Consider the following 23,032-nt stretch of genomic DNA (forward strand, 5'->3'; position numbering starts at 1 on the left):
CATTGCCGTAAGCGAACAGCATGAGGGACAAGCTCAGCACAGGTGTTAGCCATTCATTGGTTAAAGAGGATAACGCCGCGGGCGCGGTCGAGTACACGCCGGTGGCGCTCCGCTACGATGTTCTGGCTTGCCTGCATGCGGACAACCTGCTGCAGCACCTTCAACTGTTCCCGCATTACCTCGAACGCACGGCGCTGAGCAGGCGGCACGCGATTGATAACATCCAGCTCTCCACGCAGGATGGCATTGCGGCCGAAGCGCTCGTCGAGGGCGCGGCTGACGGTTGCAAACTCCTTACTAATGGAGGGATCGAGCGAGCCGGCAGCAACGTCGAGCCTGCCGTTCTTTTTCTTCATCGCCACTGAGAGTTCTCTCAGTGCATCTTCGGCGGACGGCGACAGTCCCGGGATGGCAATGCTCATGCGCTGGCGCTCCTCAGTGATCGCCTCCCTCTCTGCATCAAATGCGGCCCTAAATGAGGTGGCCAATAACCGCACACGGCTTGCCGCCTCCGGGACGGCACGGAAAGCCTCCTTCCGCTCCTGGCCGACAGCGAGCAATTTGTCCATGATACGGCCGGAGCCTCGCAACGCGCCGTAGGCAGCGGGATCATTGCTGATGGCCGCAGCGATCCGCTCACCGGCAAAGCCCTTCAGGATCAGATCTTCAATCTTTCCGACAGCACCTGCCGGATCGCGCCAGATACGCGCTGCCGCGTTCGCAAGGGCGGCGCGATTTTGACTGTAGTGAGGAACAGCTCGCGCCCTCTCCCGCGCCTCGTGGTCGATCGGGGTTTCAAACTCTGTTACAGCTGCAAGCATTGGCAACACCGGCACCGTCTCTTTCCCAGGCACGACGCTGGCGCCGGTAACGATCCTGGAGCGATCTTTCCTTTCGGCAAGATGCTGTTCTTCGGCAAAGCGGCGTATGGCGGCAAAAAGACGATTGAGCTTTTCGCGCCGGTCGAGGTCAAGGTCGTCCGGCATGCGCTCGATCATGTTGCGCTGGGCAACAGTGTCTGCCTTGTCGGTGAAGGCGGACCAGCCGAAGCGAGCGTTGAGAGCGTCGTTGACCCCCCTCACCTCTTGAACAAAAAGGCGATCCTCCGCCGCGTAGGCGAAGGCCGTCTTGTAGGCATCCTTGCCAACGCGCTCGCGTACGGCTTCGATTTCGGCAAGGCGCGCCATAGCCGGTTTGGAAAGCGCTGGGATCGACAACGACATATGCGCGCGCCGATGCTCCTCTCGCATGCCGAAGCGTTCGACCTGGCGGCGGAACTCTGTGGCATGGGAACGCGCCAGCGGCAGCAATTCGGACAAGGCCGACACCGCCGCATCGCGCTCGGAGCGGGCCGCGCGGCCATCGACAAGAAGATTCGATCCACGCAGACGGCCGAGACGCTGCGGCGAGGCCTCAAGATCGTCGGCAAGCTCGCGGGGCGCAATCCGCGCGTCGGAGGCAAGCGCGTTCAGTCTTGCAAGCGCACCTTCGGGATCGCGATAAATCTTTTGCAAGACTGGGCGAAGAATGGCGTCGCGTTCCTTCCAGTGATCTGAGCGAAGCTGCGCGCGGCGGGCATCCTCGCCGACACTACGGGAAAACAATGTTTTCGGCGGGATGAGATATTGTCGATCCGTCGGAATTTTTGCCGTCCGGGTTTCGGCTCGTTCCTCACTATAGGAAACACGCTTCTCGCTTTCGATCGCGAAGCCGAGCGCCACGCTCGCCCGCTCCCAAAGCTTCGCCACTTGCTCGCGCTTCTGCGCCAGCCACGCCAGCTGCCGCGCCGCTCCGTCCTCCATCCAGGCTGCGACCCCAGAGAGCGTATCGATACCGCGACGCTGGGCAAAATCGCGGGCGTGCGCCCGGTAGCCGGCCTCGCTCTCGAAATCGAGGGTCGTCGTCTTGGCGCCGGAGCGGCCAAGACGCTCCACCAGTTGCTTGAACAGTTCCGGCCGATGGCTCTCCTCCTCGAGGCGCTGCCGGCGAACCTCTGTCGTTTCAATCCGTTTGGCAGTCCAGACGTTTCGATGGACCGTCCGTTCCTCGAGCCTCTTCTTTCCCGTTTTTTCGTCGATGACGGGCACCATCACCGTCACCCGTTCGACACCGTCCTTGCGCAGCGTCACCGTGTCGCCTTCCGACACGCCGGCCTCCTCCAGGGCCTTCGGAAGGCTTACGCCCCAGAGCCGATGCACGCTTCCGTCGTCCGTTTTCACATCGGCGTAGGGGCTTTTATCGGCATCCTCGTCTTGCGGCCTGAACTTCGCATTGCCGGTTCCGACCAGCTCGCCCGTGACGCCTGCGGCGTGATCAACCCGGGATATTTTGCCCCATCCCGGCTTCGGCTCAAAGTCCTCGCGAGCGGCATAAAGATCGGCCCGGTCGCGATGGCGTGTCATCGACACGTACGTCAGGTGCTGATCCATCAGCCCGGTTGCGAGCACGAATGTCCTGTCGACGGTCGCACCTTGGGACTTGTGAATGGTCGCAGCATAGCCGTGATCGACACTGCGATAGCTGTCTTCGCTGATGATGACATCCCGGCCATTATCGAGACGGACCGATAGTAGTGGGCCGCCGTGCGTGTCGCCGGTGGAGACGACCGTGCCGAGCATGCCGTTCTTGACATATTGAGGCCCAAGCCTTTGCGCGCTCGGCTCGAGGAACCGGGCGTTTTGGAGGAAGATGATCCGGTCGCCGACGGCGAACTCCCGCACGCCTCGCTCCGTGTAAAATTCACGAGAGACGGTCAGGGCGCCTTCATCTTTCATGACGTTGCGCAGCGCTTCATTGAGCCGCCTTACGTCGTCATTGGTATGGGCGAGAACGAGCAGTTCGTCACCACGCATGCGAACCGACTGTTCTTTATCGGCATATTGCTGGATGAGATCGCGGCGAGCGCTCGTCCAGTCAGCAACGATGCGCTCCACAGCTTCAGCCCGGCTCTCCGCCTCGACAATATGCCCCCGCTGCGCATAGGCATCCAGCCCCTCCTCAACCTTGCCGCGGGCGAAAAGACGGGAGGCCTCTCGCGCCCACTCTTCACGCTGGCGCCGCACACCTGCAAGTTCGGCAGAACCGATCCGTTCGGAAATCGCCCGAAAGGCTGCGCCGGCCTGGATCGGCTGAAGCTGCATTGCATCGCCGACCAGAACCACCTTGGCTCCAGCCTCCTCGGCGCGCTTGAGCACACGCGCCATCTGCTGCGACGAGACCATGCCGGCTTCATCGATGACAAAGATGTCCCGCCGGTCGAGGAGATCGCGTCCTTTCTCCCAAGCCATTTCCCATGAGGCGAGCGTGCGCGATCTGATGCCGGAACTATCCTCAAGCCCTTCGGCCGCCTTGCCAGCAAGCGCCGCCCCGAAGACGCGGTAGTTGTCGCTCTCCCAGGCGACGCGCGCCGCGGCAAGCAGCGTCGATTTTCCCGCACCGGCATGCCCGACCACAGCGGCGATGCCAGTGTCGCCGGCGACATGATTGACAGCCTCCACCTGTTCGCGATCAAGCGTGAACGGATTTTCCGGATTGCCGGTTTCTATGGTTCTGACAGCCGCCGCAATTTTCGCGTTGGCGACGCCGAAGCCCTTGCGCCGGGCCAGAACTTCCGCCGACTGCGCCATGTCGTATTCGGTGCGCAGGATATCGCGTGTGGTGAAGACCGCAGGTTCGGCCACCTTGCCGGTCTGCAGGTTCGCCTGTTGCGGCTTCAACAGTACGAGATCGTTAGAGGCCATCAGCTTGGAGCGTATGTTGGCGAAATCGGCCGGATCGTCGACATAGCGGTGCAGTGCCTTGGCGATGTCCCGTTCATCGAAGGTGGAGCGCTCGTTGCCGAGTTGTTTCAGGAGTAGGTATGGATCGGCCAGCAGCCGGTCGGCCATCTCCTGCCGGCGCGCGAGATCGGCCGGCGCGAAATACATCGCGACACCCTTGCGGGCGAGCGCTGCCTTTTCCGGCCCGAGATGTTTCTGGGCAATCCCGTCGAGCCCCTGTTCGACATAGGAACGCCCGTCGAGGCGGATCTCATGGCCGGCAAGCGCCAGATGCCGATTGGCCGTATCCGCCCAGGCGATCTTCCAGCCCTTCATGGTTTCCTTGTCGCCGGCCCAGAGCCTGTAGACGATCTTGCCCTTCGGTCGGTCCGGGGTGACGACCCGCAACGGCTCGCCGTCGGCGCCAAGCACCGGCACTTTCTTCGGCCCGAAACCCTGTTCCGTCAGAGGTCGAAGCGCGGTCATCAGGTGGATGTGTGGATTGCCTTGCCTGTCATGATAAACCCAGTCGGCGATCATGCCCTTGGACGTAAGGTTGTCCCGGACGAACTCGCGCACAAGGGCGATGTTCTCTGATCGCGTCAACTCTTCCGGAAGCGCGATGATCAACTCGCGGGCAAGCTGCGCGTCGGCACGAGTTTCGAATGCGTCCACTGCATTCCAAAGCGCCTCGCTGGCCGCAACGACGCTCTTCCCATCGATGGCCGCGCGCAGCCAGGCCGGTACCTGGTCCGGCAGCGCCAACTCCTCGTGTTTCAGTTCGGCGCCGCCGCCACGGTAACCGAAGGAGGTTCCGGCCTGTTCGTCCATCATCCGCGCCCGATGACGATAGGCGGCGGCCGAAACGATACTGCGTCCCGCTCCCCTGCTGATCACCTGCGCTCTGACGAACATGATCGCCACTAACGTCTCCAGTCCTTCCAGGCACGTCGCGTCAGCGACGTATATTGCGCCCTCAAATCAATCGGCCTGACAAGACCGATGCTGCTTTTCCAGAAGACGGCCCTGCTGGGATTTCCAATATCGACGTTTGTGGGCTTGTGTACGGTAGCGCTTTTGACTACTATTTTCTAGTCAGTTAAATGACGGGATGAAAATTTCCAAAGACGTTGAGAGGACTTGCCTATGGCCACTAAGCCCACGCTCATGGATATTGATGCTCAAATTGAGAAGCTTCGCGAAAGAAGAAAAACTTTAATAGTAAAATCAGCTGATCGTTTCGCGCGTGCGGCAACGAAGTCGGGATTGGCAGAGATGGAGATCGCTGACGAGGAGGTGGATCGCATCTTCGACGAGATCGCAGCGCGATTTCGCAACGGCGAGAAGAAGCAGGCCGCTGGCTCACCTTCTTCGCCGCGTGGACAGGCAAATGGAGCGACTGGTTCGGAAACGGAGCCTCCACATGACATCTGACCGAAAGAAGGGAGCGAGAGAAAAGTTCTTGCTCGGTGACATTGTCGTTCGCGCGGGCCTGTCGGACGCCGATCGGGCTTTCCTGCTTGGCGGACTTCTCGAAATGAAGCGGGTCGTGCCGGGGACACCTGAACATCGGCGTCTGTGCGATATCGGAGAGCTGGCCTTCAGAGAGGCGGCATCCAACGGCGGGTTAGAACGCTTTTTGAAGGTGGCGGAATGAAGGGAAAGGCCAAACAGCATCCGAGCCTGTTGCTTATCACCATTCCCATCGCCGTCACCGGATTTTCCTTTTACGTCGCCCACTGGCGTTGGCCTGAATTGGCCGCCGGCATCACAGGCAAGACGCAATACTGGTTCCTTCGGGCGTCACCGTTGCCCGTCCTTTTGTTCGGGCCGCTGGCTGGATTGCTGGCAGTTTGGGCGCTGCCCCTCCATCGGCGAAGGCCCGTGGCATTGGCAAGCTTTCTATGCTTTTTCCTGGTGGCCGGCTTTTACGGGATGCGCGAGTTCGGTCGGCTTCAGCCGCTCGTAGAGAGCGGTGTGCTGACCTGGGATCAGGCGCTATCATTCGTTGACGTGATTGCGGTCGTTGGCGCAGCGATGGGGTTCATGGCGGCCGCGGTCGCGGCGCGCATATCCAGCGTCGTGCCCGAACAGGTGACGCGCGCCAGGCGCGGAACATTCGGAGATGCAGACTGGCTGCCGATGTCGGCGGCGGCACGGCTGTTTCCCGATGATGGCGAAATCGTCATCGGTGAGCGCTACAGGGTCGACAAGGAACTCATCCATGAGCTGCCGTTCGATCCGAACGATTCGGCTACCTGGGGACGTGGTGGCAAAGCCCCGCTGCTGACCTACGCCCAGGATTTCGATTCTACCCACATGCTTTTCTTCGCAGGCTCTGGTGGCTTCAAGACCACCAGCAACGTCGTGCCGACGGCGCTCAGATATACGGGTCCGCTCATTTGCCTGGATCCGTCCACCGAGGTGGCCCCGATGGTCGTTGACCATCGAAGAGATAAACTCGACCGAGAGGTTGTTGTGCTCGATCCGGCAAATCCGGTCATGGGATTTAACGTGCTCGACGGCATCGAGCACTCGCTAAAAAAGGAAGAGGACATTGTCGGCATCGCGCACATGTTACTCTCGGAAAGCTTGCGCTTCGAATCGTCGACTGGCTCTTACTTCCAATCGCAGGCGCACAATCTGCTGACTGGTCTTCTGGCGCATGTGATGCTGTCACCGGAATATGCAGGACGACGAAATCTGCGCAGCCTGCGCCAGATCGTCTCCGAGCCGGAAACCTCCGTGCTCGCCATGCTGCGCGACGTACAGGAACACTCCGCGTCCGCCTTCATCCGCGAAACGCTCGGCGTCTTTGTTAACATGACCGAGCAAACGTTTTCAGGCGTCTATTCGACGGCATCGAAGGATACGCAATGGCTGTCGCTCGATAATTACGCGGCACTGGTTTGCGGCAACACGTTCAAATCGAGCGAGATCGCTGGCGGAAAGAAAGACGTCTTTATCAACATCCCCGCATCGATCCTGCGGTCCTATCCCGGTATCGGTCGGGTGATCATCGGCTCGCTGATCAACGCGATGATCGAAGCGGATGGTGCGTTCACTAGGCGAGCGTTATTCATTTTGGACGAAGTCGATCTGCTTGGCTACATGCGCGTGCTTGAAGAGGCGCGCGATCGCGGTCGCAAGTATGGCGTTAGCATGATGCTGATGTACCAGTCCGTCGGGCAACTGGAACGGCACTTCGGAAAAGACGGTGCGGTGTCGTGGATCGACGGCTGCGCTTTCGCGAGTTACGCCGCGATCAAGGCACTGGATACCGCCCGCAACGTCTCTGCCCAATGTGGAGAAATGACTGTCGAAGTCAAAGGCAGTTCTCGCAATCTCGGCTGGGGTACGAAAAACAGTGCGTCGCGGAAATCCGAAAGCATCACTTTCCAGCGCCGGCCGCTCATTATGCCGCACGAAATCACACAATCGATGCGCAAGGACGAGCAGATCATCATCGTCCAGGGCCACAGTCCGATCCGCTGCGGACGGGCGATCTATTTCAGGCGGAAGGACATGGATAGGCACGCCAGGCCCAACAGGTTTGCCAAGCTGGGACCTTGACGGCTCAGGCGTTTTCTTGCGGACCATATTCGACTTCTATTGGCCATTTCGTTGCCTTCATCAGCGCCAGTGCCGCGTCGATCGCCTTCTAGCGCTTCGATCAGGTCGTTGTGTCTCGTTGAAGGATGAGCATGGACACCGAAGCATTGACGATGTGCTAGCTCAACCCGTCCTAGTGCCTCTCCAGTGTAGATGACAGATGCTCCTGTATCGTAGTCGTCGCGGTCGCCGCAATGGATGCCATTTGATCCTCCTTTTTCGAAAACGTGCGATGCCTGAACATGGACCGACTGACGATTGAAAGCGAGGACAGCTCGCCATCTGATTTACCGGCTGTGCTCACCTCGACGATCGCGCCCGGGCGTATCGTTCAGACCGGGAAGCTTGATGCCGTGAGGATGATCGGACACTGCCGAAACCGCAACAGGCATCCATCACAGAAATGAATCGGAAGCGACCTTTCGATTCATAAGTCTCGTTGGACCAGATCGCGAGCATCGCCGATCATGCGGGGATGGGAACACACCACTACCAGCTTTATTGCCAGAGGATCGACGCCAACAGGAACATGGCCCGATATTACGCGCTTGCGATCCGGCCAACCCTTTTTGGCGAAATAGCCGTCGTGCGAAGCTGGGGACGGATCGGCAAGGCTGGCGGGGAGATGACCGAGGTGTTCGGCAATGAGAATGATGCGATATCGCGCTTTCTCGAACTGGTACTGCAGAAGCGCAGAAGGGGCTATCAACCGGCAAGAAACTGTGGAAACCCCTGCAGGAGCGCCACTCTGAGGACAACGCCGCATGACAACGTAACGATCGCCTGAAAGGGTTTTCCCGTCTTTAACGAGGAAACCGTCATGACCACAACCAATGAAATCGCCGAAAAGATCGCATCCGAACAGAACCTGACCAAAGCCCAGGCGAAATCGATCGTCGAAACCGTCTTCGCGTCGATCACGACGGCAGCCACGTCCGGAGCGGAAACATCTATCCCAGGATTCGGCAAGTTCAAGATCAAGGATACCCCGGAGCGTGAGGCTCGCAATCCGGCAACCGGCGCCACCATCAAGGTTGCCGCTGCGAAGAAGCTTACGTTCCAGCCTGCCAAAGCACTGAAAGATGTGCTGAACAATTGAGCCGAACCGCGGTAAGCGGGGTCATCAGGGGGAGCCGCCAAAGGCAGACGGCGCAGCGTCATCGGCGCTGCTTGCCATCACGCTTAAAGCTGATCTCGATCTCGATGGCAATCGGACGGTGGTGGCAGCATTGCGGGTGTATGCCACCCTCAGAAGGGCGGCACGGCGTCAACGGAACCGTCCTGCTCGGCCATGATAACGGCCAGTTCGGCCAGAGCCAGTTCCAGCTCCGCGGCAATCTGGCGACGCTCGTCTGGGTGGCAATGGTTCATCTCGACGCGCAGTTCTTCGATATGTTGTTCCAGTAGCATCGTCATCTCCTTGACGTTTGAGAAAGATGACGCCGCGGGGCGTGAGGAAATGACGGGGTCAGGGATCGCGTCGGCGACCGCCAGAGGCGGCGAGTGGGGTACCGGTTTTGTTGAAGCGCAGGGAACCGGAGCGGAAGCAAAATCGGGGGGCCACGCGAAGTCCTTGAGGCCGGCATTTACTCGCGGCACGATTGGTCACTCTGAGCAGACCCCGCCTCTCCGTATCGCGACCAGAAGAAGAAGCGGGCTAGATGCCCGGTTCCTTGTTGGTTTGAACAAGGGAAAAGCCCCGCCGTTTCCGGCAGGGCTTCGTCTTTGATCAGGCGTCGCGCTTCGGGCGGTTCCAGACCAACGTATAGTCGCCTTCCCTCTCGGTCGGCCAAAGTGCCGCATTGATCGGGGCCGGAAAGCTCGGATCGTCGAGCTTGACCGAGATGTAGGGCTCTCCGTCGCCGGAAACCTGGCTCCAGGCGGCGCCGACTTCGGCCGCTCCAGACATGATCCGGAAGTCGGGAGCGTCGCGGGATGTGCGTTCGATCGGGTTCAGGCGGGCCTTCATGGAGACCGTCAGAGTGCGTACGTGGCCGAGGATGGTGTTGCCGTTGGTGGTGAATTCGCCGATGATTGCCATTGTCGTGATCCTTTCGGTTTGATCGGGCCGCGACCATCGCGTCCTCGATGACTGTCGATTTGATCGGGGACGATCGGACCGCATCCTTAAGGGACCGGAATGCAATGGAGGGCGGCGGGAGACGGCTTTCTTGGACCGCGAGGAATGCGAACGCAGGTCGCAGGGGAAGAAAGGGGGCGATGCCGTTGCGGGAGAACGATCGAGGCGCAGCCGCTCTTCGATCAGACATGTCAAATCGAGGCCGCGTTGGCCGCGCCCACTTCCTATGCCCGAATGGATGGCAGCAATGGCCACATCGATCGTTTGGGCATTGCCGGGCCAATGCGACAAGTCCGAGGAGCGTCACCGAACTTTCCGTGTCGATGGCGGCTCCGGTTTTCGATCGGGCACATGTCGCCCATGCTTGCTCGTATCCGCAAGAATGACCTGTTGCTGATGCAGGACGCATTAGGGCCAGTCGCAGCAAAACTGGCTCGCGCCCGCACGGAACAAGATCGCCTTCGCTTTCCTCCCGAACGGTCAATCCGCGCTGCCCGGATTCAGATTTTGGGAGCAGTACCAAAGGACGCTCCAAAAAGAGAGGGGCGCTATTACACTGCCTCCCTCGTCGCGCAGGCATCCGCCCTTGGCTGAAGACCGTGGAGATAATTGACCGCCCGCTGCGCATGCGCGGCCGCCTGGAAAATTGCCCGTTTGTCGTTGGCCAGCACCGAGAGCCATGACTGCAGATAGGACGCGTGATCCGGCCGCGGCTCAAGTTCCGGCGCGATACCGAGGTCAGCGCAGAGGAAGCAACTGCCAAGTTCGGCAATGAGTTCTTCCCGCGCTCGCTCCGTCCGGTCCTTGGCATAGCGCGACAGGTCGCGTCCCACGCGATGTTCTGCCGCCGTCCAGTGGGTCGCCTCATGGCTGAGGACTGCCGCATACCCGGCGGCATCGCGGAAGGCTTCGAACGGTGGCATCTGGATATAGTCCATGGCCGGAGAATAGTATGCCTGTTTGCCGCCGTGCCGAATGACTGCGCCGGTATTGCGGAAGAACTCGTCAGCGTGACCGATGCGCTCGATCGGGCTCAGGAGCGGTTCGGGTACGCCATGATAGTGGTCCGGCAGGCCGTCGATCTGCGCCACGTTGAACACCGTGTACGATTTAAGGAACGGAATATCGCGCTCCACCTCGCCGCCATTGCTGTCGGTCTCCGACTTGGTGAAGCGGCTTGCATAGATGACCGTCGTTCCGGTTTCGCCCTTGCGAACAGCTCCATCCAGCTGCAAGGCCTGTTTGAACGTCATCCATGTCGGCGAGACATAGCCCCTCGCTGTGCTCTCCGACCACAACAGCAGCACGTTGAGACCGCTATAGGCTTCGCCGTTGTGGCGCAGCGGCCGGTTGATCCGTCCGGTCGTATTTGCGGCCGACCAGGGCTTCATCCACGGACGGACGCCTTTTTCCAGATCCGCAACGATCCTGTCGGTGATCCGCGCATAGAGATCGGCGCGCTCACCCTGCCCTTTTCTTTTCATATCCTTGAACCTCCGTTTTCGGAGGTCGCGACCATCGCGACCCCGTTACGTCGGTCAAAAGCCGGGCAGATCAGGGATGAGCGCACGCGGAACGCGCCGTAACAACGTGAAGGAGGGCGAAGCCCTTGCGCGAGACCCTCGGCCCGGCAGACCGAAGGCGGGACGGGGTCGCAATGGACAGATTCCCGATCTTGATCCGCAGCCAATACGAGGGCTTCGCCAGCAGGACCACTTTCTGCCGCACGGTAGCCGATGGAATCTTAGCAACGGCGCGGTTGAGGTTGGGACCTTCTGTCGACGCATTGAAGTCGCGTCCCGTCGTTGATCCGAGGCGGTGGCCGGCACAGGCCCTCGTGACTTCGAGCTGACGAGAACACGACACCTTCGTCGACGTGAACAAAGGCGGGGCCGGAGCCCCGCCGTGATGGATGTTATTCGAAGGCTGACAGCTGGACTGCTGCCGCCTTGCGGTCGAGCGTCTGGCCGGGATTTTCGACCGGCCGGTCGAAGGGTTTCCATGTTTCGCCCACCACCTGCTCATAGGCTGCGACAGCGCCGACCGCCGCCATTCTGAGCGCATGTGCCTGGATGCCCATGTCGGCTGCGAATTCGCGCTTGCGCTGGGCGGCGCTCTCATAGCCGACCGGACCGTCGAGATCCTCGTCGCGGGCATCCGCAGCGCTCTTGGCGGTGGCGTTCCGCGCCTCGGTGACGGCGCGGGAGTAGAACTGGCCGGCGCCATGGGCCGATCCGACATAGGCCCCGACGATGCGCTGCAGATGGATCTGCATCGCCCGGTCGCCAAGGCCATCGGAAAGTGCGGTGGCGGTTTCGACGATCAGGCGCTCGTGCATGCCACGGATGCCATCGCTGTCGACAATGGCGATCCCGAAGCTTTCGGCGATCCGAAGCGCCTGTGTTTCATCGGGGCATGAAAGGCGGACCATTTCGAGGGTGGCGCCTCTGCGCAGCGGCACGACGCGGGCGGATTGGCGGATTGATTGACGGGATTGAGTTGCTGACTTTGCCATGGTGGTCTCCTTTGCTTCGCCGAAGTGTCGGCCCCCTGGCCGTTCTGTCCTTCGGTGCGGTCGAAAGGAACAGGCGCAATCCGGGCGGATCAGGGCCCGGTCAGGCCAGATCGAGCGAAGCAGGCAGGCGGTCAAGCAGGGGTGACAAGCCCTTGCGAAGCCCGCGTGCCTGCTTTGTCGAGAGCGGCATGACCGGCCGCCCCGCGGCGCGACAGCGGCCTTGAACCGAACGGGCGCCGGTTCAGACGCCACGAAACCGAAGGACGGAACGGCCAGAGGCAAACCTCGGATGCCGAAGCTGAGAGGAAACCACGCTAGACCTGCGCCAGGCCGCGCCGATCCAACGTCCAAGCCGCAGCTTGCCCAGTCATCACAACCGCCGACGTCACTATCGGCTCGTGGTCCCGTTTGGCCTGAGCCACCCGGCAGATGTGCACGGGCACGCAATGATGCGATTGCATCCTCCTGTCGCGCGAGCGTTCACGAAAGTCCATCGACGGAGGAATTATGCCGCATAACCGAGACAATCGTCCGCAGTGCGCGACCAAATATGTTCCAGCTTCTCGTCGTGCTTCATCACAAGGGAGGGCCTGGATTCGCGTTCGATGACAGCGCTTTGCATGCGTTCGGGCGAGCTCTTGTCGGCCAGGTCGCAATAACCGCGGAAGTGCCAGAGGCACCCGTCGACCGGCAGAGAGAAGAGGATGCTGGTGACCAAACCGTTCGGGAATTCGCGCATGGCGAATATCCCGGCCTTGATCGAGAGCGGCGGCAGTATCTCAAACGTGTAGTCGTGGGATGCGTCGGCGATCTCGAACCATTCGCCGCTGTAGAGCGCGCTGTCGTCCCACTCCCATACATGCTCAGCCTCGTTCGGTAATGATCGCGCTGATGTGGCACCCATGGCTGCACGCCAACTCTACTGTTTTCCCAAAAAATGCTGCGGGGGCCCTCGAGGGACGCCAAGCGGCGCGGCTCCCGGGATAGCGAAAAATCACTGAAAATTCCTGCTCTTCACCTTCAGCGTATCGATATGAAGATCAGGCGTGAACATATCCCGCGGGACGACCGGCCTCGGCCGATCGCGCGAATCCGGCCCACCGCCCCCATGGGCAAACTCATCGCCTCGTCCCGTTGGCAGCCTGAATTCGACATCCCGATCGGCCAGGCCAACGAGATCGCCTGACAGATCGAATAGTTGCTGCGCGACGAGGTGCACGACCTCCCCTTCCCGCTGAATCCGCCCATTGATTGCCATCATCGAGGATCCGAGCACCACGCTCCTGCGCTTCTCGAACAGTGACGGCCAGACGACGATGTTGGCAGGGCCTGTTTCGTCCTCGATGGTGATGAACATGACCCCCTTGGCAGACCCGGGCTTCTGGCGCACCAGCACCAGACCTGCAGTATAAACCCATCGCCCATCCCGAGCATTCATCGCCTCCGCACAGGAGATGATGTTGCGTGCCGACAGGTCCCTGCGCAGGAACGCAACCGGATGCTGCCGTAGCGTCAAGCCCGTATGGCTGTAATCTTCGATGACGTTGTGCCCGTCCGTCATCTGCCGAAGGGCGACCTCCGGCTCCTGCTGCTCAGCAATTGCCGCCATCTCGCGCTCAGTCGCGGCGGCAAACAACGGCAATGGCTCATCACGCAGCGCCTTGATGGCCCAGAGCGCGTCACGCCTCTCGAGTTTGAGCGATGGCAGAAAGGCATCGGCCTCTGCAAGCTGGACAAGGGCCTCCGTCGGGACGCTGGACCGGCGCCACATGTCATCGACGGATAAGAAAGTACTATTCATGCGTGCCGTCACGATCCGCGCTGCGTCAGCGACAGCCAGTCCCTTTACCTGCCGAAACCCAAGCCGGACAGCATGCCGATCAATGCTGCCGATCTTTTCCAGAGTGCAGTCCCAGCGCGAGCGGTTGACGCACACAGGTCGCACCTCGACGCCATGCTTGATCGCATCGCCGACGATCTGGGCGGGCGCATAAAAGCCCATCGGCTGACTGTTCAAAAGCGCCGCGCAAAAGACATCCGGATAGTGGCATTTGATGTAGTTCGATGCATAGGCGATCAGCGCGAAAGATGCCGCGTGACTTTCCGGAAAACCGTAGCTGCCGAAACCTTCGAGCTGGGAAAAGGTCTTTTCGGCGAACTCCGCCGAATAACCGTTCTTGACCATGCCGGAGACGAGTTTTCCCTTGAAGCGGGAGACCCCGCCGGTGAACTTGAAGGTGGCCATGGATTTGCGCAGCTGGTCGGCCTCCCCGCCAGTAAAGCCGGCGCAGACCATGGCGACGCGCATGGCGCTCTCCTGAAACAGCGGCACGCCCAGCGTCTTGCCGAGCACGGCCTCAAGCTCAGGTGTGGGATACTCTACCGGCTCCTTTCCTTCGCGGCGGCGAAGATAGGGGTGCACCATATCGCCCTGGATAGGACCGGGTCGGACGATTGCCACCTGCACGACCAGATCGTAGAAGGTGCGGGGTTTCAGGCGCGGCAACATCGCCATCTGCGCGCGGCTTTCGATCTGGAAGGTCCCGAGCGTATCGGCTTTTCGGATCATTGCGTAGGTGGCTGCGTCTTCCTGCTGGATCGTAGACAGATCGAGATCCTCGCCCTTATCCTCACGGATGAGATGAAACGCCTTTGCCATGCAGGTGAGCATGCCGAGTGCGAGCACATCCACCTTCATGAACTTTAGCGCCTCGACATCGTCCTTGTCCCACTCGATGATCTGGCGGTCCTTCATCGTCGCCGGCTCGATCGGCACGAGATCGTCCAGTCGGTCATGGGTGAGGACAAATCCTCCTGGATGCTGGCCAAGGTGGCGTGGTGCACCCATCAGCTGCTGCGCCAGTTTCAGGGTGAGCGCTAAGCGCCGGTCGTCGGGGTTGAGATTGAGCTCGCGGATGTTTCGGTTGGGCACTTCCTCCGACCAGGACCACATGCCTGATGACAGCGCCTTGATCACGTCTTCCGGCAGGCCGAGCGCCTTGCCGACATCGCGGATCGCTCCCTTGGCACGATACCGCGTAACGGTGGCGCAGAGGGCTGCCTTGTCATGTCGGTAGGTCTTGTAGATCCATTGGATTACCTCCTCGCGCCGTTCATGCTCGAAGTCGACATCGATATCCGGTGGCTCGTCGCGTTCCTGGCTGACGAAACGCTCGAACAGGAGGTCATTGGTCGAGGGGTCGATCGATGTGATGCCGAGAATATAGCAGACAGCGCTGTTGGCCGCCGATCCCCTGCCCTGGCAGAGAATGCCCTGGCTTCTCGCAAAGCGCACGATCGAAAACACCGTCAGAAAATACGGCGCGTATTTCATGGTGCGGATGAGATCGAGCTCGTGCCGCACGGTCTTCAACACATCCGGCGGCAGCCCCTCGGGATAGCGGTTGGGCACACACTCCCAAACGTAATGCTCGAGCGATCCCTGAGCATCCTTGCCCGGCACGATCGCCTCTTCGGGATATTGGTAGGTCAGCTCCTCGAGAGAAAACGTGCAGCGCCGCACGATCTCCATGGTTCGCGCCAGGGCCTCCGGATAGCGCGGAAATAGGCGAGCCATTTCTTCCGGAGGCTTCAAATATCGGTCGGCATGCCTCTCGCGCTCGAAGCCGACATCGTCGATCGTGGTATTGTGCCTGATGCAGGTGACGATGTCCTGCAACTGCCGCCGACCCGGCTCATGAAACAGCACGTCATTGGTGACGACGGTTTTGACCCTGAACCGTGCCGCCATGTTGGAAATCTCATGGAGCCGCAGCTGGTCATTGGGGCGTCGGCGCAGACAAAGCGATACATAGGCGCGATCACCAAAAACGTGCGCCAACTTGCGAAGCTGTGCTGCGCATGTGGCGTCCGGCAAATCCGGCACCAGAATGCCGATCATGCCTTCCGAGTAAGCCATGACATCGTCCCAGTGCAGAATGCAGTTCTTCTTGCCGCCGCGCGACTTGCCAAGCGTGATCAGCCGGGTCAGCCGCGAATATGCCGGACGATCCATCGGATAGACCAGCAACGACATACCGTCGGCGAGGTCGAGGCGACAACCAACGACGAGGCGGAGACCTGTCGCGCGGGATGCTTCAAGGGCGCGGACGATGCCTGCGAGCGAATTGCGATCGACGACGCCGATCGCACTGATCCCAAGGAGTTTTGCAGTATCAAACAACTCCTGCGCCGACGAGGCACCACGCAGAAACGAAAAATGTGTCGTGACCTGGAGCTCGGCATAGCTCATGCGAATATCCCGTGGCAGAACCAGCGGTGTGACCCGGTTTGCGGATCAATACCGTCGCCAGAGCGGAACACCCAAAGACGCTCACCGGATTCGTCCTCGATGACAAAGTAGTCGCGCACGGCGTCCATTTCGGCATCTCGCTGCCACCATTCCCCGAAAATGCGTTCCGGGCCGTCGGCACATTTGACCTTGCGGCGTTTGCCACGCCAGACGATGGAGACTGGGGGCCGGTCCGGCATCAGCGCGATCGCCTCGATCAACTCAGGTCTCGGCAAGAGACGAACGGGGCGTCGCCAATGGCTGACCCAGGCAACGGCGATCGGTTCGGCGACGGGGCTGATGCGCTGGACAGAGCGTTCCGGCACATCGGAGGCGACCGGTGCGACGCGATAGACCCTCTGCCCCCGGTTTCCATAGAGGTCGATCAGCGGCGTGACATCAGTGACCTCATCCTCGACCAGAGCAGAGGCTTTCTGAGCCTCCTCGAGAGGCTCGGCTATCACGGCGAGCAGGATCAGCTTTTCGATCCCGAAGCCCGGCTCGATCTTTTCCGTCCGGTCCCGAAACAGTTTTGTCAGCCAGGCGACATCGCGGGCGGGCCTGGCGGTTCCGGCGCGGATGGCCTGTCTCGTGCCATCGACCTTCTCGACGATCAGGTCGGCACGGCGAACGCCAAGCCCGCGCTTCTGGAGTTCGTCAACGAGTTGGACGACCAGACGGCCAACATATTTATTGATTGTTTCCGCAGCCCCGATCGGTTCGGCAAAGGCCTTGGAGACTTCAACCAGCTCTGCGGTCCGGATCGGTTCGATCGGCTCGGCGACACGACAGAGCATCTGGTCGAGACGGCGGCCGACCTCCGGACCGAAGCGCAATGTCAGCGGAGCCCGCGGGGTGTTGGCAAGCTCGCCGATTGTCTGGAAACCGAGAATGCGCAGATCAGAGACGATCTTTGACGGCAGGCGCAGAAGCGAAATCGGCAGTTTTTCGACGGCACGGGCCGTCTCGCCCGGAGGAACGACAATCGTTTCGCGATTGATTGCGCGGGCGCAAGCATGGGCAGCACCCCAGCTGTCGGCAACCGCCACGCGCGCCGTCAGTTTTCGGGCAAGAAACTGGTTGGCGATCTTCGTCACCATCGGCAGTTCACCACCCTGCAAATGATCGGCGCCTTCCGTATCCATGACGATACCATCAATCCCGTCGACGGCGACGATCGGCGAATAGATCGTCAGCGCCCAGAGCGTGATGCGCTCGAGCGCGGCTTGATCGGCTTGCGAATCTGCGTCAACCAGCATCAGGCCGCGAAACAGAGACTGCGCCTTTGCCGCCGCCATGCCGGCATGCACGCCCGCCTTTCTGGCAGCCGCATCGGCGGCAGACACCCATCGCTTCGAACCGCTTCTCGCGATCACGGCGATTGGCTGTTCAGGCGGAATAGACGGATCGGCCCGACGAATGCGATCCGTCGGCAGATCCAGAAGATAGATCGAGACGACCCTTGTCATCGCACGCCCTCACAAGAAACTCAGCACACTCACCCGCTTTCACGCGCATCAATTCCAGAAACCATTGAGGCCTGCCCACCCCCGGTACCGGCAAGTCCTCTGACGGCATCACGCTGACACGCCATCGCGTGGTCGAGGCCGTCGGCTGCCCAAAGTCATTGGCCTCCGTCTGTCGCCGCCATCGGCGGACCGCGAGCGCCATGGTCCCGGTTCGCTCGGCTGCAAGCTGCAGACGGCGGGAACTGACCATAGGCAGGCGAACAAGTTCACCGACGACGGCACCAAGTCCGCCGAAGGAAAGGCCCTCCTCCATATTGGCCAGCACATCCTCTTCCTTGTCGGATTCAACAAAGATGACGCGGTCGGGATGCAGGCCCACATGGGCAAGAGCCGGAAAAAAAAGATCCGGCCGCGTCAGACACCAGATGACGGGGCCTTTTGTTCTTGCGGCAATGCCGGCAACACAAAGGGCGGCCGCTGCACCATCGACAGTACCGGAGCCACCGCCTGCAAACTCGTGCAGCGCGCCATAGGCGAGGCCCCCGCCAGGCAAGGCCGCATCGATCTCGGAAACGCCAAAAGAAAGTGTTCCGGCCCGCTTCGCGGATACCCCTTCCATCGACGCGATGCGGTCTCGCAAGTCGCAAATCACCCTCTGACGGGCAGCACTCATCGTTCACGGCTCCCTTCAAGGTCGCGTTCAAAGGATCGACATTATGTCGTACGGGCTATATGTTCATTGTTTGTTCTCGGAATGCAAAAGAGTCAAGCACCACATGGTTGAGGAATATTATCCCAGTATTAGCAAAGTCGAAGATTCGAAAAGGATTCAAGGAGGTAAGGGAAAACAGAAATTTTTGCAGCCCTTGCGTCCGTCGGGTTCAAAACGGTGGATAGCGGGGATAGATGAACGGCGTCACAATCTTCTTAAGGTTTTCGTGCTGAACTCGTTTGCATGACGAAGCCACCGAGATCAAAGCCGCTCCTTCGTGATACCGAAGCTCCGCTACGGTCAAAGCCGCGTCGGAAGCGCAATCCCGCACAGCCACAGCTGCTGTTTGATCCGATGCCCGATCGCGTCGAGCCGGCGCTCGCCCAATTGAAGGCGCACCCTCCACAAGGCGACCAATGGAGCTGGGAGCTGAAATGGGATGGCTATCGCCTCGCTATCCATATCGAGCCGACAGGGGTCCGCATCCTCACGCGTGGTGGCCATGACTGGACGCACCGGTTTCCGGCGATCGAGCAGGCTGCCCGGGCGCTTGGTCCGGCAACGATGATCATTGATGGCGAGGCGGTTGTGCTTGACGATGAAGGGCGGCCGGATTTCGGGCTGCTGCAGAAATCGTTGGGTGCGTCTGGAAAGACGGCTGGCAACCGAGCTTCGGACGCCATCCTCTACGCGTTCGATCTTATTTATCTCGACGGCCATGACCTGCGCAACGTGGAGTACCGTTCGCGCCGGCATCTTCTCGAGGATACGCTGAAGGGGCACGACGGCGCGATCCGCCTTTCGGAAACCATTGACGCCGATCCCGCGATCCTGCTGGAACACGTTGGCAGCCTTGGCCTCGAGGGCATCGTCGGCAAGCAATTGGATCAACCCTATCGCTCCGGCCGGACCGGCGACTGGGTCAAGATCAAGTGCGTTAAGAGCGAAGCCTTCATGGTTGTTGGCTACGAGCCATCGACGGCATCGTCCGGCGGCTTCGGCTCTCTGGTGCTTGCTGCCTATCGCGGTGACGAGCTCGTTCATGTCGGGAACGTCGGGACGGGCTTCAGGCAAGCCGAGATGAACAGGCTGCGCAAGATGCTCGACAAGCTGCGCTGGAAACGGAAGCAGCCGCCTGTTCCCTATGCCGAAAAGGCAGACATCGTTTGGGTCGAGCCGACTTTGATTGCCGAGATCGAGTTCCGGGCCTGGACGGCGGACGGCAAGCTACGCCATGCCTCCTACAAAGGCTTGCGGGAACGGCAAGACAATGCCGACGTTTACAAGCTCGACTAGCGACGCAGGCGGAACTCACCACACAACTGCATTCGGTCGCAACGGAGGAATTGCTGCCATGTGCAATCTATATCGGATGGAAGACAAGGACTGGGTCTCCAAATGGGCTCAGGACGCCGAAAGCCTGATCAACCTGATGCCAGCCTATCAGATGAACCCCGACCAAATGGGGCCGATCGTCCGCAACACGACGGACGGCAAGAAGCAGCTTGTGCATGCGCGATGGGGATTACCTTCCCCTCGCTTCGCCTTGGAGAAAGCGGCCAAAGCCAAGGCCGAGAAGCTCGCGGCCAAGGGCAAGCCATTTGATCTCGAGGAGTTGATCCGCATGGAGGCCGACCGCGGCACGACAAACGTGCGTAAGCTCAATTTCCCGCACTGGACGCGATGGTTCGACGTCGAACACAGATGCCTTGTCCCAGTCACCAGCTTCGCCGAACCGGATCCGGCGAGCAGAGAGGAAGGCGGCAATGTGCCCAATGCCTGGTTTGCCCGCGATGACGAGAAATCGCTGATGTTTTTTGCCGGCATCCATGTGCCGCAATGGAAGAGCGTCCGGAAGGTTCGGGACGGACTCACGACCGACGATCTCTATGGTTTTCTGACCACAGACCCCAACGATCTCGTTAAACCGATCCATGAGAAAGCCATGCCGGTTCTGTTGCTGACGAAGGAGGACACGGACATCTGGATGCGGGCGCCGTGGGACGAGGCAAAACATCTTGTCCGCCCGCTTCAGAACGATGCGTTGATTATTTCGTCGCGAGAACCGTACGGGTCCACCGTCGTGTCGAAATCGGGAGAACCGGTTGACCAAGACTGATTTATGTAGTGTCTGATCAGGCGGCACTGGTGCCGAGAGGCCGTGGCTGCTCGTATCCCTTTACTGGCACCTGTTACAAGGACGATAGATCGAGACGACATTTGCGAAGAACTCCCTTAAATAGCTGCTAGCTAGACAGGTCGTGGAGATCGGTAGTGATCGCCGCACCGACTGAAAACTCCGAAAACCGGACATCCAGTCCGCCACGCTCAGGCGTACATGCAGTCAACCCAACGAAATAATGGGAAACTTTAGGAAACGGAGCAAGCCGCAGCAACGGCCAAATGCTCCCATTGGAGGATGCCTGAATACGCATCGTGCCTTCCTTCAATGTGATCCGGATATAGAAATCTTCAAGCTCCTTGAAGGGCTGGGACACTGACCAGTCGGATTTTCCATCGGTGATGACTGTGCTGAGAAACCGTTCGCCATCTGTAAACTCAACGCCTGACTTCACCCATCGATTTTCATCAATGCGCACCATAAGACCGGCCTGATCGTAGAGAGACCGGAATTCGCCTTGGACGCGGACACTCGCTGTGAAACCATCCACGACCATTACACCTAGGAAATGGCCACTGTCGCGCGTGAAGCCGTAATGCGTTTCACGCCAGAAGTCAGTGTTTGCATCGGTGGTTAAAGAGAGACCCGTCTCGGTGGCTTCCCACACTACAGGTTTATTCAGCCACTCAGCTTCTTTGAGATTAACGTCCACGGCACTGTCTCCAGAATTGCCCTCGCATCACTGCTGGTGGGGCTATTGCCCGACTCAACGGATACCCGTGATCATAAACCTGGTAAAGTGAGTGTTGTCCTGCTGCCAGTTTCGTGGACACCAAGTTAAGGTGCTTCCAACGAAACTGGAGTGCATAAATGCAACGAAGGAAGTCCAGCCGCGAGTACAAGCTTGAGGCAGTGAAGTTCGTTAGGTAGCGTGAGGCCACACCGTCACCGAAGCGCTCGGCAAAAATCTTTCGATGGCAGTTGGTAGCACTATAGACAAAGCGCCTGACGGTCAGATGCAATTCGATCCGTCGAGCCGTACACGGCAGATCACCGATCACCGGAGGGGAACGGCTATGAACTCGACGGGAAACGGTCCCGCAGTGGGGATATATGGAGTCCGTTGACGCGGCGGACGCAGTGACAACGATCGCGTCGGTGGCATCATGCACCGATTCAACGTTCAAACCGGCCGGGAGCAGATCGGAAGTCGAAACTGGGCTCGCATGGCGCTGATTCTCCTTCGAAAATCACACCAATTGAATCCGAAACATCATCGAGAATGAGTCAGTGCCCAAAAAGATCCCGCGGCCATAGTCGCGACGCGCTGCGTGAAGGACAATGTATTGCGAAGATTGCCAGACATGTTCGTCACCCCTCTGGCATAAACTATGCCACGCAAACGATTTCCGGTTGCGTGGCATAGTCCTTGATTAGCGGCGGGGATATCCCCCGCCGATGCTCATGTCGTTGACCGATCGCCGATCAAAACTCCTGCCAGTCGTCCTTTGACGTATCGACAGCAGCGTTACCAGAGAATGCGGATGCAATCTTGCGGCCAAGCGCGCGTACGGGGGGTGCCACGTATCTGTCGTTGCCGCCGGCATTGCGAACCGGAGCGGGCTGGCTCTTCTGCTGATAGGCGGTATCGGCGAGCTTGAACTGCGCGAGAAGCTGGTTGAGCGAAGCTACCTCCTTGGCCAGATTGTGGCTGGCGGCGTTGGTCTCTTCCACCATGGCAGCATTTTTCTGCGTGTCCTGGTCCATCTGGTTGACCGCGGTATTGATCTGCTGGAGGCCGGAGGATTGCTCCTGCGCGGATTCCACGATGGAGACGACGTGCCGGTTGATTTCCTGCACTTCCGATACGATCGTCGCCAGTGCCTTGCCGGTGTCGCCCACCAGCTGAACGCCCTGCTGCACCTGATCGTTCGAGGTGGTGATCAGCGCCTTGATTTCCTTGGCCGCATTGGCGGAGCGTTGCGCCAGTTCGCGCACCTCCTGCGCGACAACGGCAAAGCCCTTGCCCGCCTCGCCCGCACGCGCAGCTTCCACGCCGGCATTCAGCGCAAGAAGGTTGGTCTGGAAGGCGATTTCGTCGATCACGCCGATGATGTTGCTGATCTCGTTAGCGGATTTGGAGATCTGCTCCATGGCGACCACGGCACGGCGTACCACTTCGCCGGATTGTTCGGCACCTGCCTTGGCGCGGCTGACGATCAGGCCGGCCTCCTGCGCTCGCTTGGTGGAATCCTTCACTGTCGTGGTGATCTCTTCCAGAGCGGCAGCGGTTTCTTCCACGGCTGCTGCCTGCTGTTCGGTACGCTTGGCCAGATCGTCGGCGGCCGATTTGATCTCGTTTGCGCCCGCGCCGATGCCACCGGCATTCTGCGCAACCCGGGTCAATGCCGATTGCAGCTTTTCGGCGGACATGTTGAAGTCGTTACGAACGCCGTCGAGTGTCGCCGTGAAC

At 60.0% G+C, this 23,032-nt stretch carries 18 protein-coding genes; 7 read left to right on the forward strand and 11 right to left on the reverse strand.

Annotated elements, in window-relative coordinates:
• Positions 1 to 53: 53 nt before the first annotated feature.
• Positions 54 to 4,682, reverse strand: a complete 4,629-nt coding sequence (gene traA, locus GH784_RS14885; RefSeq protein WP_323131476.1) for a Ti-type conjugative transfer relaxase TraA — start codon at positions 4,680 to 4,682, stop codon at positions 54 to 56.
• A 222-nt stretch (positions 4,683 to 4,904) separates the two neighbouring features.
• Here traA and GH784_RS14890 point away from each other — a divergent pair, with 222 nt between their 5' ends.
• The 5 genes from GH784_RS14890 to GH784_RS14910 all read left to right on the forward strand — a co-directional run bounded on the left by GH784_RS14890 (position 4,905) and on the right by GH784_RS14910 (position 8,469).
• On the forward strand, positions 4,905 to 5,192 hold the full coding sequence (locus tag GH784_RS14890) for a TraC family protein (protein ID WP_153793548.1): 288 nt from the start codon (positions 4,905 to 4,907) through the stop codon (positions 5,190 to 5,192).
• The gene (locus GH784_RS14895) at positions 5,182 to 5,415 is read left to right on the forward strand and encodes a conjugal transfer protein TraD (protein ID WP_111808296.1); all 234 of its coding nucleotides are present in this window, start codon (positions 5,182 to 5,184) and stop codon (positions 5,413 to 5,415) included. Before GH784_RS14890 ends, GH784_RS14895 begins: the two co-directional genes overlap by 11 nt.
• Positions 5,412 to 7,331 (forward strand): Ti-type conjugative transfer system protein TraG, encoded by a 1,920-nt coding sequence (traG, locus tag GH784_RS14900; protein WP_153793549.1) that lies wholly within the window; start codon positions 5,412 to 5,414, stop codon positions 7,329 to 7,331. Before GH784_RS14895 ends, traG begins: the two co-directional genes overlap by 4 nt.
• A 514-nt stretch (positions 7,332 to 7,845) precedes the next feature.
• Positions 7,846 to 8,157, forward strand: coding sequence for a WGR domain-containing protein (locus tag GH784_RS14905; RefSeq protein WP_112153498.1), 312 nt, complete (start codon positions 7,846 to 7,848; stop codon positions 8,155 to 8,157).
• A 33-nt stretch (positions 8,158 to 8,190) separates the two neighbouring features.
• A complete protein-coding gene (locus GH784_RS14910) occupies positions 8,191 to 8,469 on the forward strand; it encodes an HU family DNA-binding protein (RefSeq protein WP_112153481.1) in 279 nt (92 codons plus the stop codon).
• 149 nt (positions 8,470 to 8,618) lie between these two features.
• On the opposite strand, the gene GH784_RS27160 is transcribed toward GH784_RS14910, so the two are convergent.
• The 8 genes from GH784_RS27160 to GH784_RS14950 all read right to left on the reverse strand — a co-directional run bounded on the left by GH784_RS27160 (position 8,619) and on the right by GH784_RS14950 (position 18,398).
• On the reverse strand, positions 8,619 to 8,780 hold the full coding sequence (locus GH784_RS27160; RefSeq protein ID WP_194842970.1) for a hypothetical protein: 162 nt from the start codon (positions 8,778 to 8,780) through the stop codon (positions 8,619 to 8,621).
• Positions 8,781 to 9,099: 319 nt separating this feature from the next.
• Positions 9,100 to 9,411 carry a DUF736 domain-containing protein gene (locus tag GH784_RS27165; protein ID WP_003517402.1) on the reverse strand — a complete coding sequence of 104 codons (312 nt, stop codon included), beginning with the start codon at positions 9,409 to 9,411 and terminating at the stop codon, positions 9,100 to 9,102.
• 590 nt (positions 9,412 to 10,001) lie between these two features.
• Positions 10,002 to 10,934 (reverse strand): ArdC family protein, encoded by a 933-nt coding sequence (locus tag GH784_RS14925; RefSeq protein WP_112153483.1) that lies wholly within the window; start codon positions 10,932 to 10,934, stop codon positions 10,002 to 10,004.
• 431 nt (positions 10,935 to 11,365) lie between these two features.
• Positions 11,366 to 11,965 (reverse strand): hypothetical protein, encoded by a 600-nt coding sequence (locus GH784_RS14930; RefSeq protein ID WP_076846236.1) that lies wholly within the window; start codon positions 11,963 to 11,965, stop codon positions 11,366 to 11,368.
• A 505-nt stretch (positions 11,966 to 12,470) separates the two neighbouring features.
• On the reverse strand, positions 12,471 to 12,869 hold the full coding sequence (locus GH784_RS14935) for a DUF1419 domain-containing protein (RefSeq protein ID WP_112153484.1): 399 nt from the start codon (positions 12,867 to 12,869) through the stop codon (positions 12,471 to 12,473).
• Between the two features lie 90 nt (positions 12,870 to 12,959).
• Entirely contained in the window at positions 12,960 to 16,217 is a 3,258-nt protein-coding gene (locus GH784_RS14940) for an error-prone DNA polymerase (RefSeq protein WP_153793550.1), read from the reverse strand.
• Entirely contained in the window at positions 16,214 to 17,725 is a 1,512-nt protein-coding gene (locus tag GH784_RS14945; protein WP_194842971.1) for a Y-family DNA polymerase, read from the reverse strand. Before GH784_RS14945 ends, GH784_RS14940 begins: the two co-directional genes overlap by 4 nt.
• Positions 17,646 to 18,398, reverse strand: a complete 753-nt coding sequence (locus GH784_RS14950) for an ImuA family protein (RefSeq protein WP_111835370.1) — start codon at positions 18,396 to 18,398, stop codon at positions 17,646 to 17,648. The genes GH784_RS14945 and GH784_RS14950 overlap by 80 nt, the downstream gene beginning before the upstream one ends.
• Before the next feature lie 282 nt (positions 18,399 to 18,680).
• Here GH784_RS14950 and ligD point away from each other — a divergent pair, with 282 nt between their 5' ends.
• Both ligD and GH784_RS14960 read left to right on the forward strand, forming a co-directional pair.
• Positions 18,681 to 19,733, forward strand: coding sequence for a non-homologous end-joining DNA ligase (ligD, locus tag GH784_RS14955; RefSeq protein WP_111802442.1), 1,053 nt, complete (start codon positions 18,681 to 18,683; stop codon positions 19,731 to 19,733).
• 58 nt (positions 19,734 to 19,791) lie between these two features.
• Entirely contained in the window at positions 19,792 to 20,556 is a 765-nt protein-coding gene (locus GH784_RS14960) for an SOS response-associated peptidase family protein (RefSeq protein WP_153793564.1), read from the forward strand.
• A gap of 127 nt (positions 20,557 to 20,683) precedes the next feature.
• Here GH784_RS14960 and GH784_RS14965 read toward each other — a convergent pair whose 3' ends face one another.
• Positions 20,684 to 21,271, reverse strand: a complete 588-nt coding sequence (locus GH784_RS14965; protein ID WP_065704121.1) for a DUF1349 domain-containing protein — start codon at positions 21,269 to 21,271, stop codon at positions 20,684 to 20,686.
• 773 nt (positions 21,272 to 22,044) lie between these two features.
• Positions 22,045 to 23,032 (reverse strand): methyl-accepting chemotaxis protein (locus tag GH784_RS14970; protein ID WP_194842972.1); only part of this gene is annotated, 988 nt, incomplete at its 5' end.

The sequence above is a fragment of the Agrobacterium tumefaciens genome (genome assembly GCF_009649785.1).
GTDB classification, from domain to species: Bacteria; Pseudomonadota; Alphaproteobacteria; order Rhizobiales; family Rhizobiaceae; genus Agrobacterium; species Agrobacterium tumefaciens.

Coding starts and splice junctions, on each gene's coding strand:
- GH784_RS14950 (WP_111835370.1), bottom strand. CDS start 18,398: ATGAGTGCTGCCCGTCAGAGGGTGATTTGCGACTTGCGAGACCGCATC.
- GH784_RS14910 (WP_112153481.1), top strand. CDS start 8,191: ATGACCACAACCAATGAAATCGCCGAAAAGATCGCATCCGAACAGAAC.
- GH784_RS14895 (WP_111808296.1), top strand. CDS start 5,182: ATGACATCTGACCGAAAGAAGGGAGCGAGAGAAAAGTTCTTGCTCGGT.
- ligD (WP_111802442.1), top strand. CDS start 18,681: ATGACGAAGCCACCGAGATCAAAGCCGCTCCTTCGTGATACCGAAGCT.
- GH784_RS14960 (WP_153793564.1), top strand. CDS start 19,792: ATGTGCAATCTATATCGGATGGAAGACAAGGACTGGGTCTCCAAATGG.
- GH784_RS14945 (WP_194842971.1), bottom strand. CDS start 17,725: ATGACAAGGGTCGTCTCGATCTATCTTCTGGATCTGCCGACGGATCGC.
- GH784_RS14935 (WP_112153484.1), bottom strand. CDS start 12,869: ATGGGTGCCACATCAGCGCGATCATTACCGAACGAGGCTGAGCATGTA.
- GH784_RS14890 (WP_153793548.1), top strand. CDS start 4,905: ATGGCCACTAAGCCCACGCTCATGGATATTGATGCTCAAATTGAGAAG.
- GH784_RS27160 (WP_194842970.1), bottom strand. CDS start 8,780: ATGCTACTGGAACAACATATCGAAGAACTGCGCGTCGAGATGAACCAT.
- GH784_RS14940 (WP_153793550.1), bottom strand. CDS start 16,217: ATGAGCTATGCCGAGCTCCAGGTCACGACACATTTTTCGTTTCTGCGT.
- GH784_RS14930 (WP_076846236.1), bottom strand. CDS start 11,965: ATGGCAAAGTCAGCAACTCAATCCCGTCAATCAATCCGCCAATCCGCC.
- traG (WP_153793549.1), top strand. CDS start 5,412: ATGAAGGGAAAGGCCAAACAGCATCCGAGCCTGTTGCTTATCACCATT.
- GH784_RS14925 (WP_112153483.1), bottom strand. CDS start 10,934: ATGAAAAGAAAAGGGCAGGGTGAGCGCGCCGATCTCTATGCGCGGATC.
- GH784_RS27165 (WP_003517402.1), bottom strand. CDS start 9,411: ATGGCAATCATCGGCGAATTCACCACCAACGGCAACACCATCCTCGGC.
- GH784_RS14905 (WP_112153498.1), top strand. CDS start 7,846: ATGGGAACACACCACTACCAGCTTTATTGCCAGAGGATCGACGCCAAC.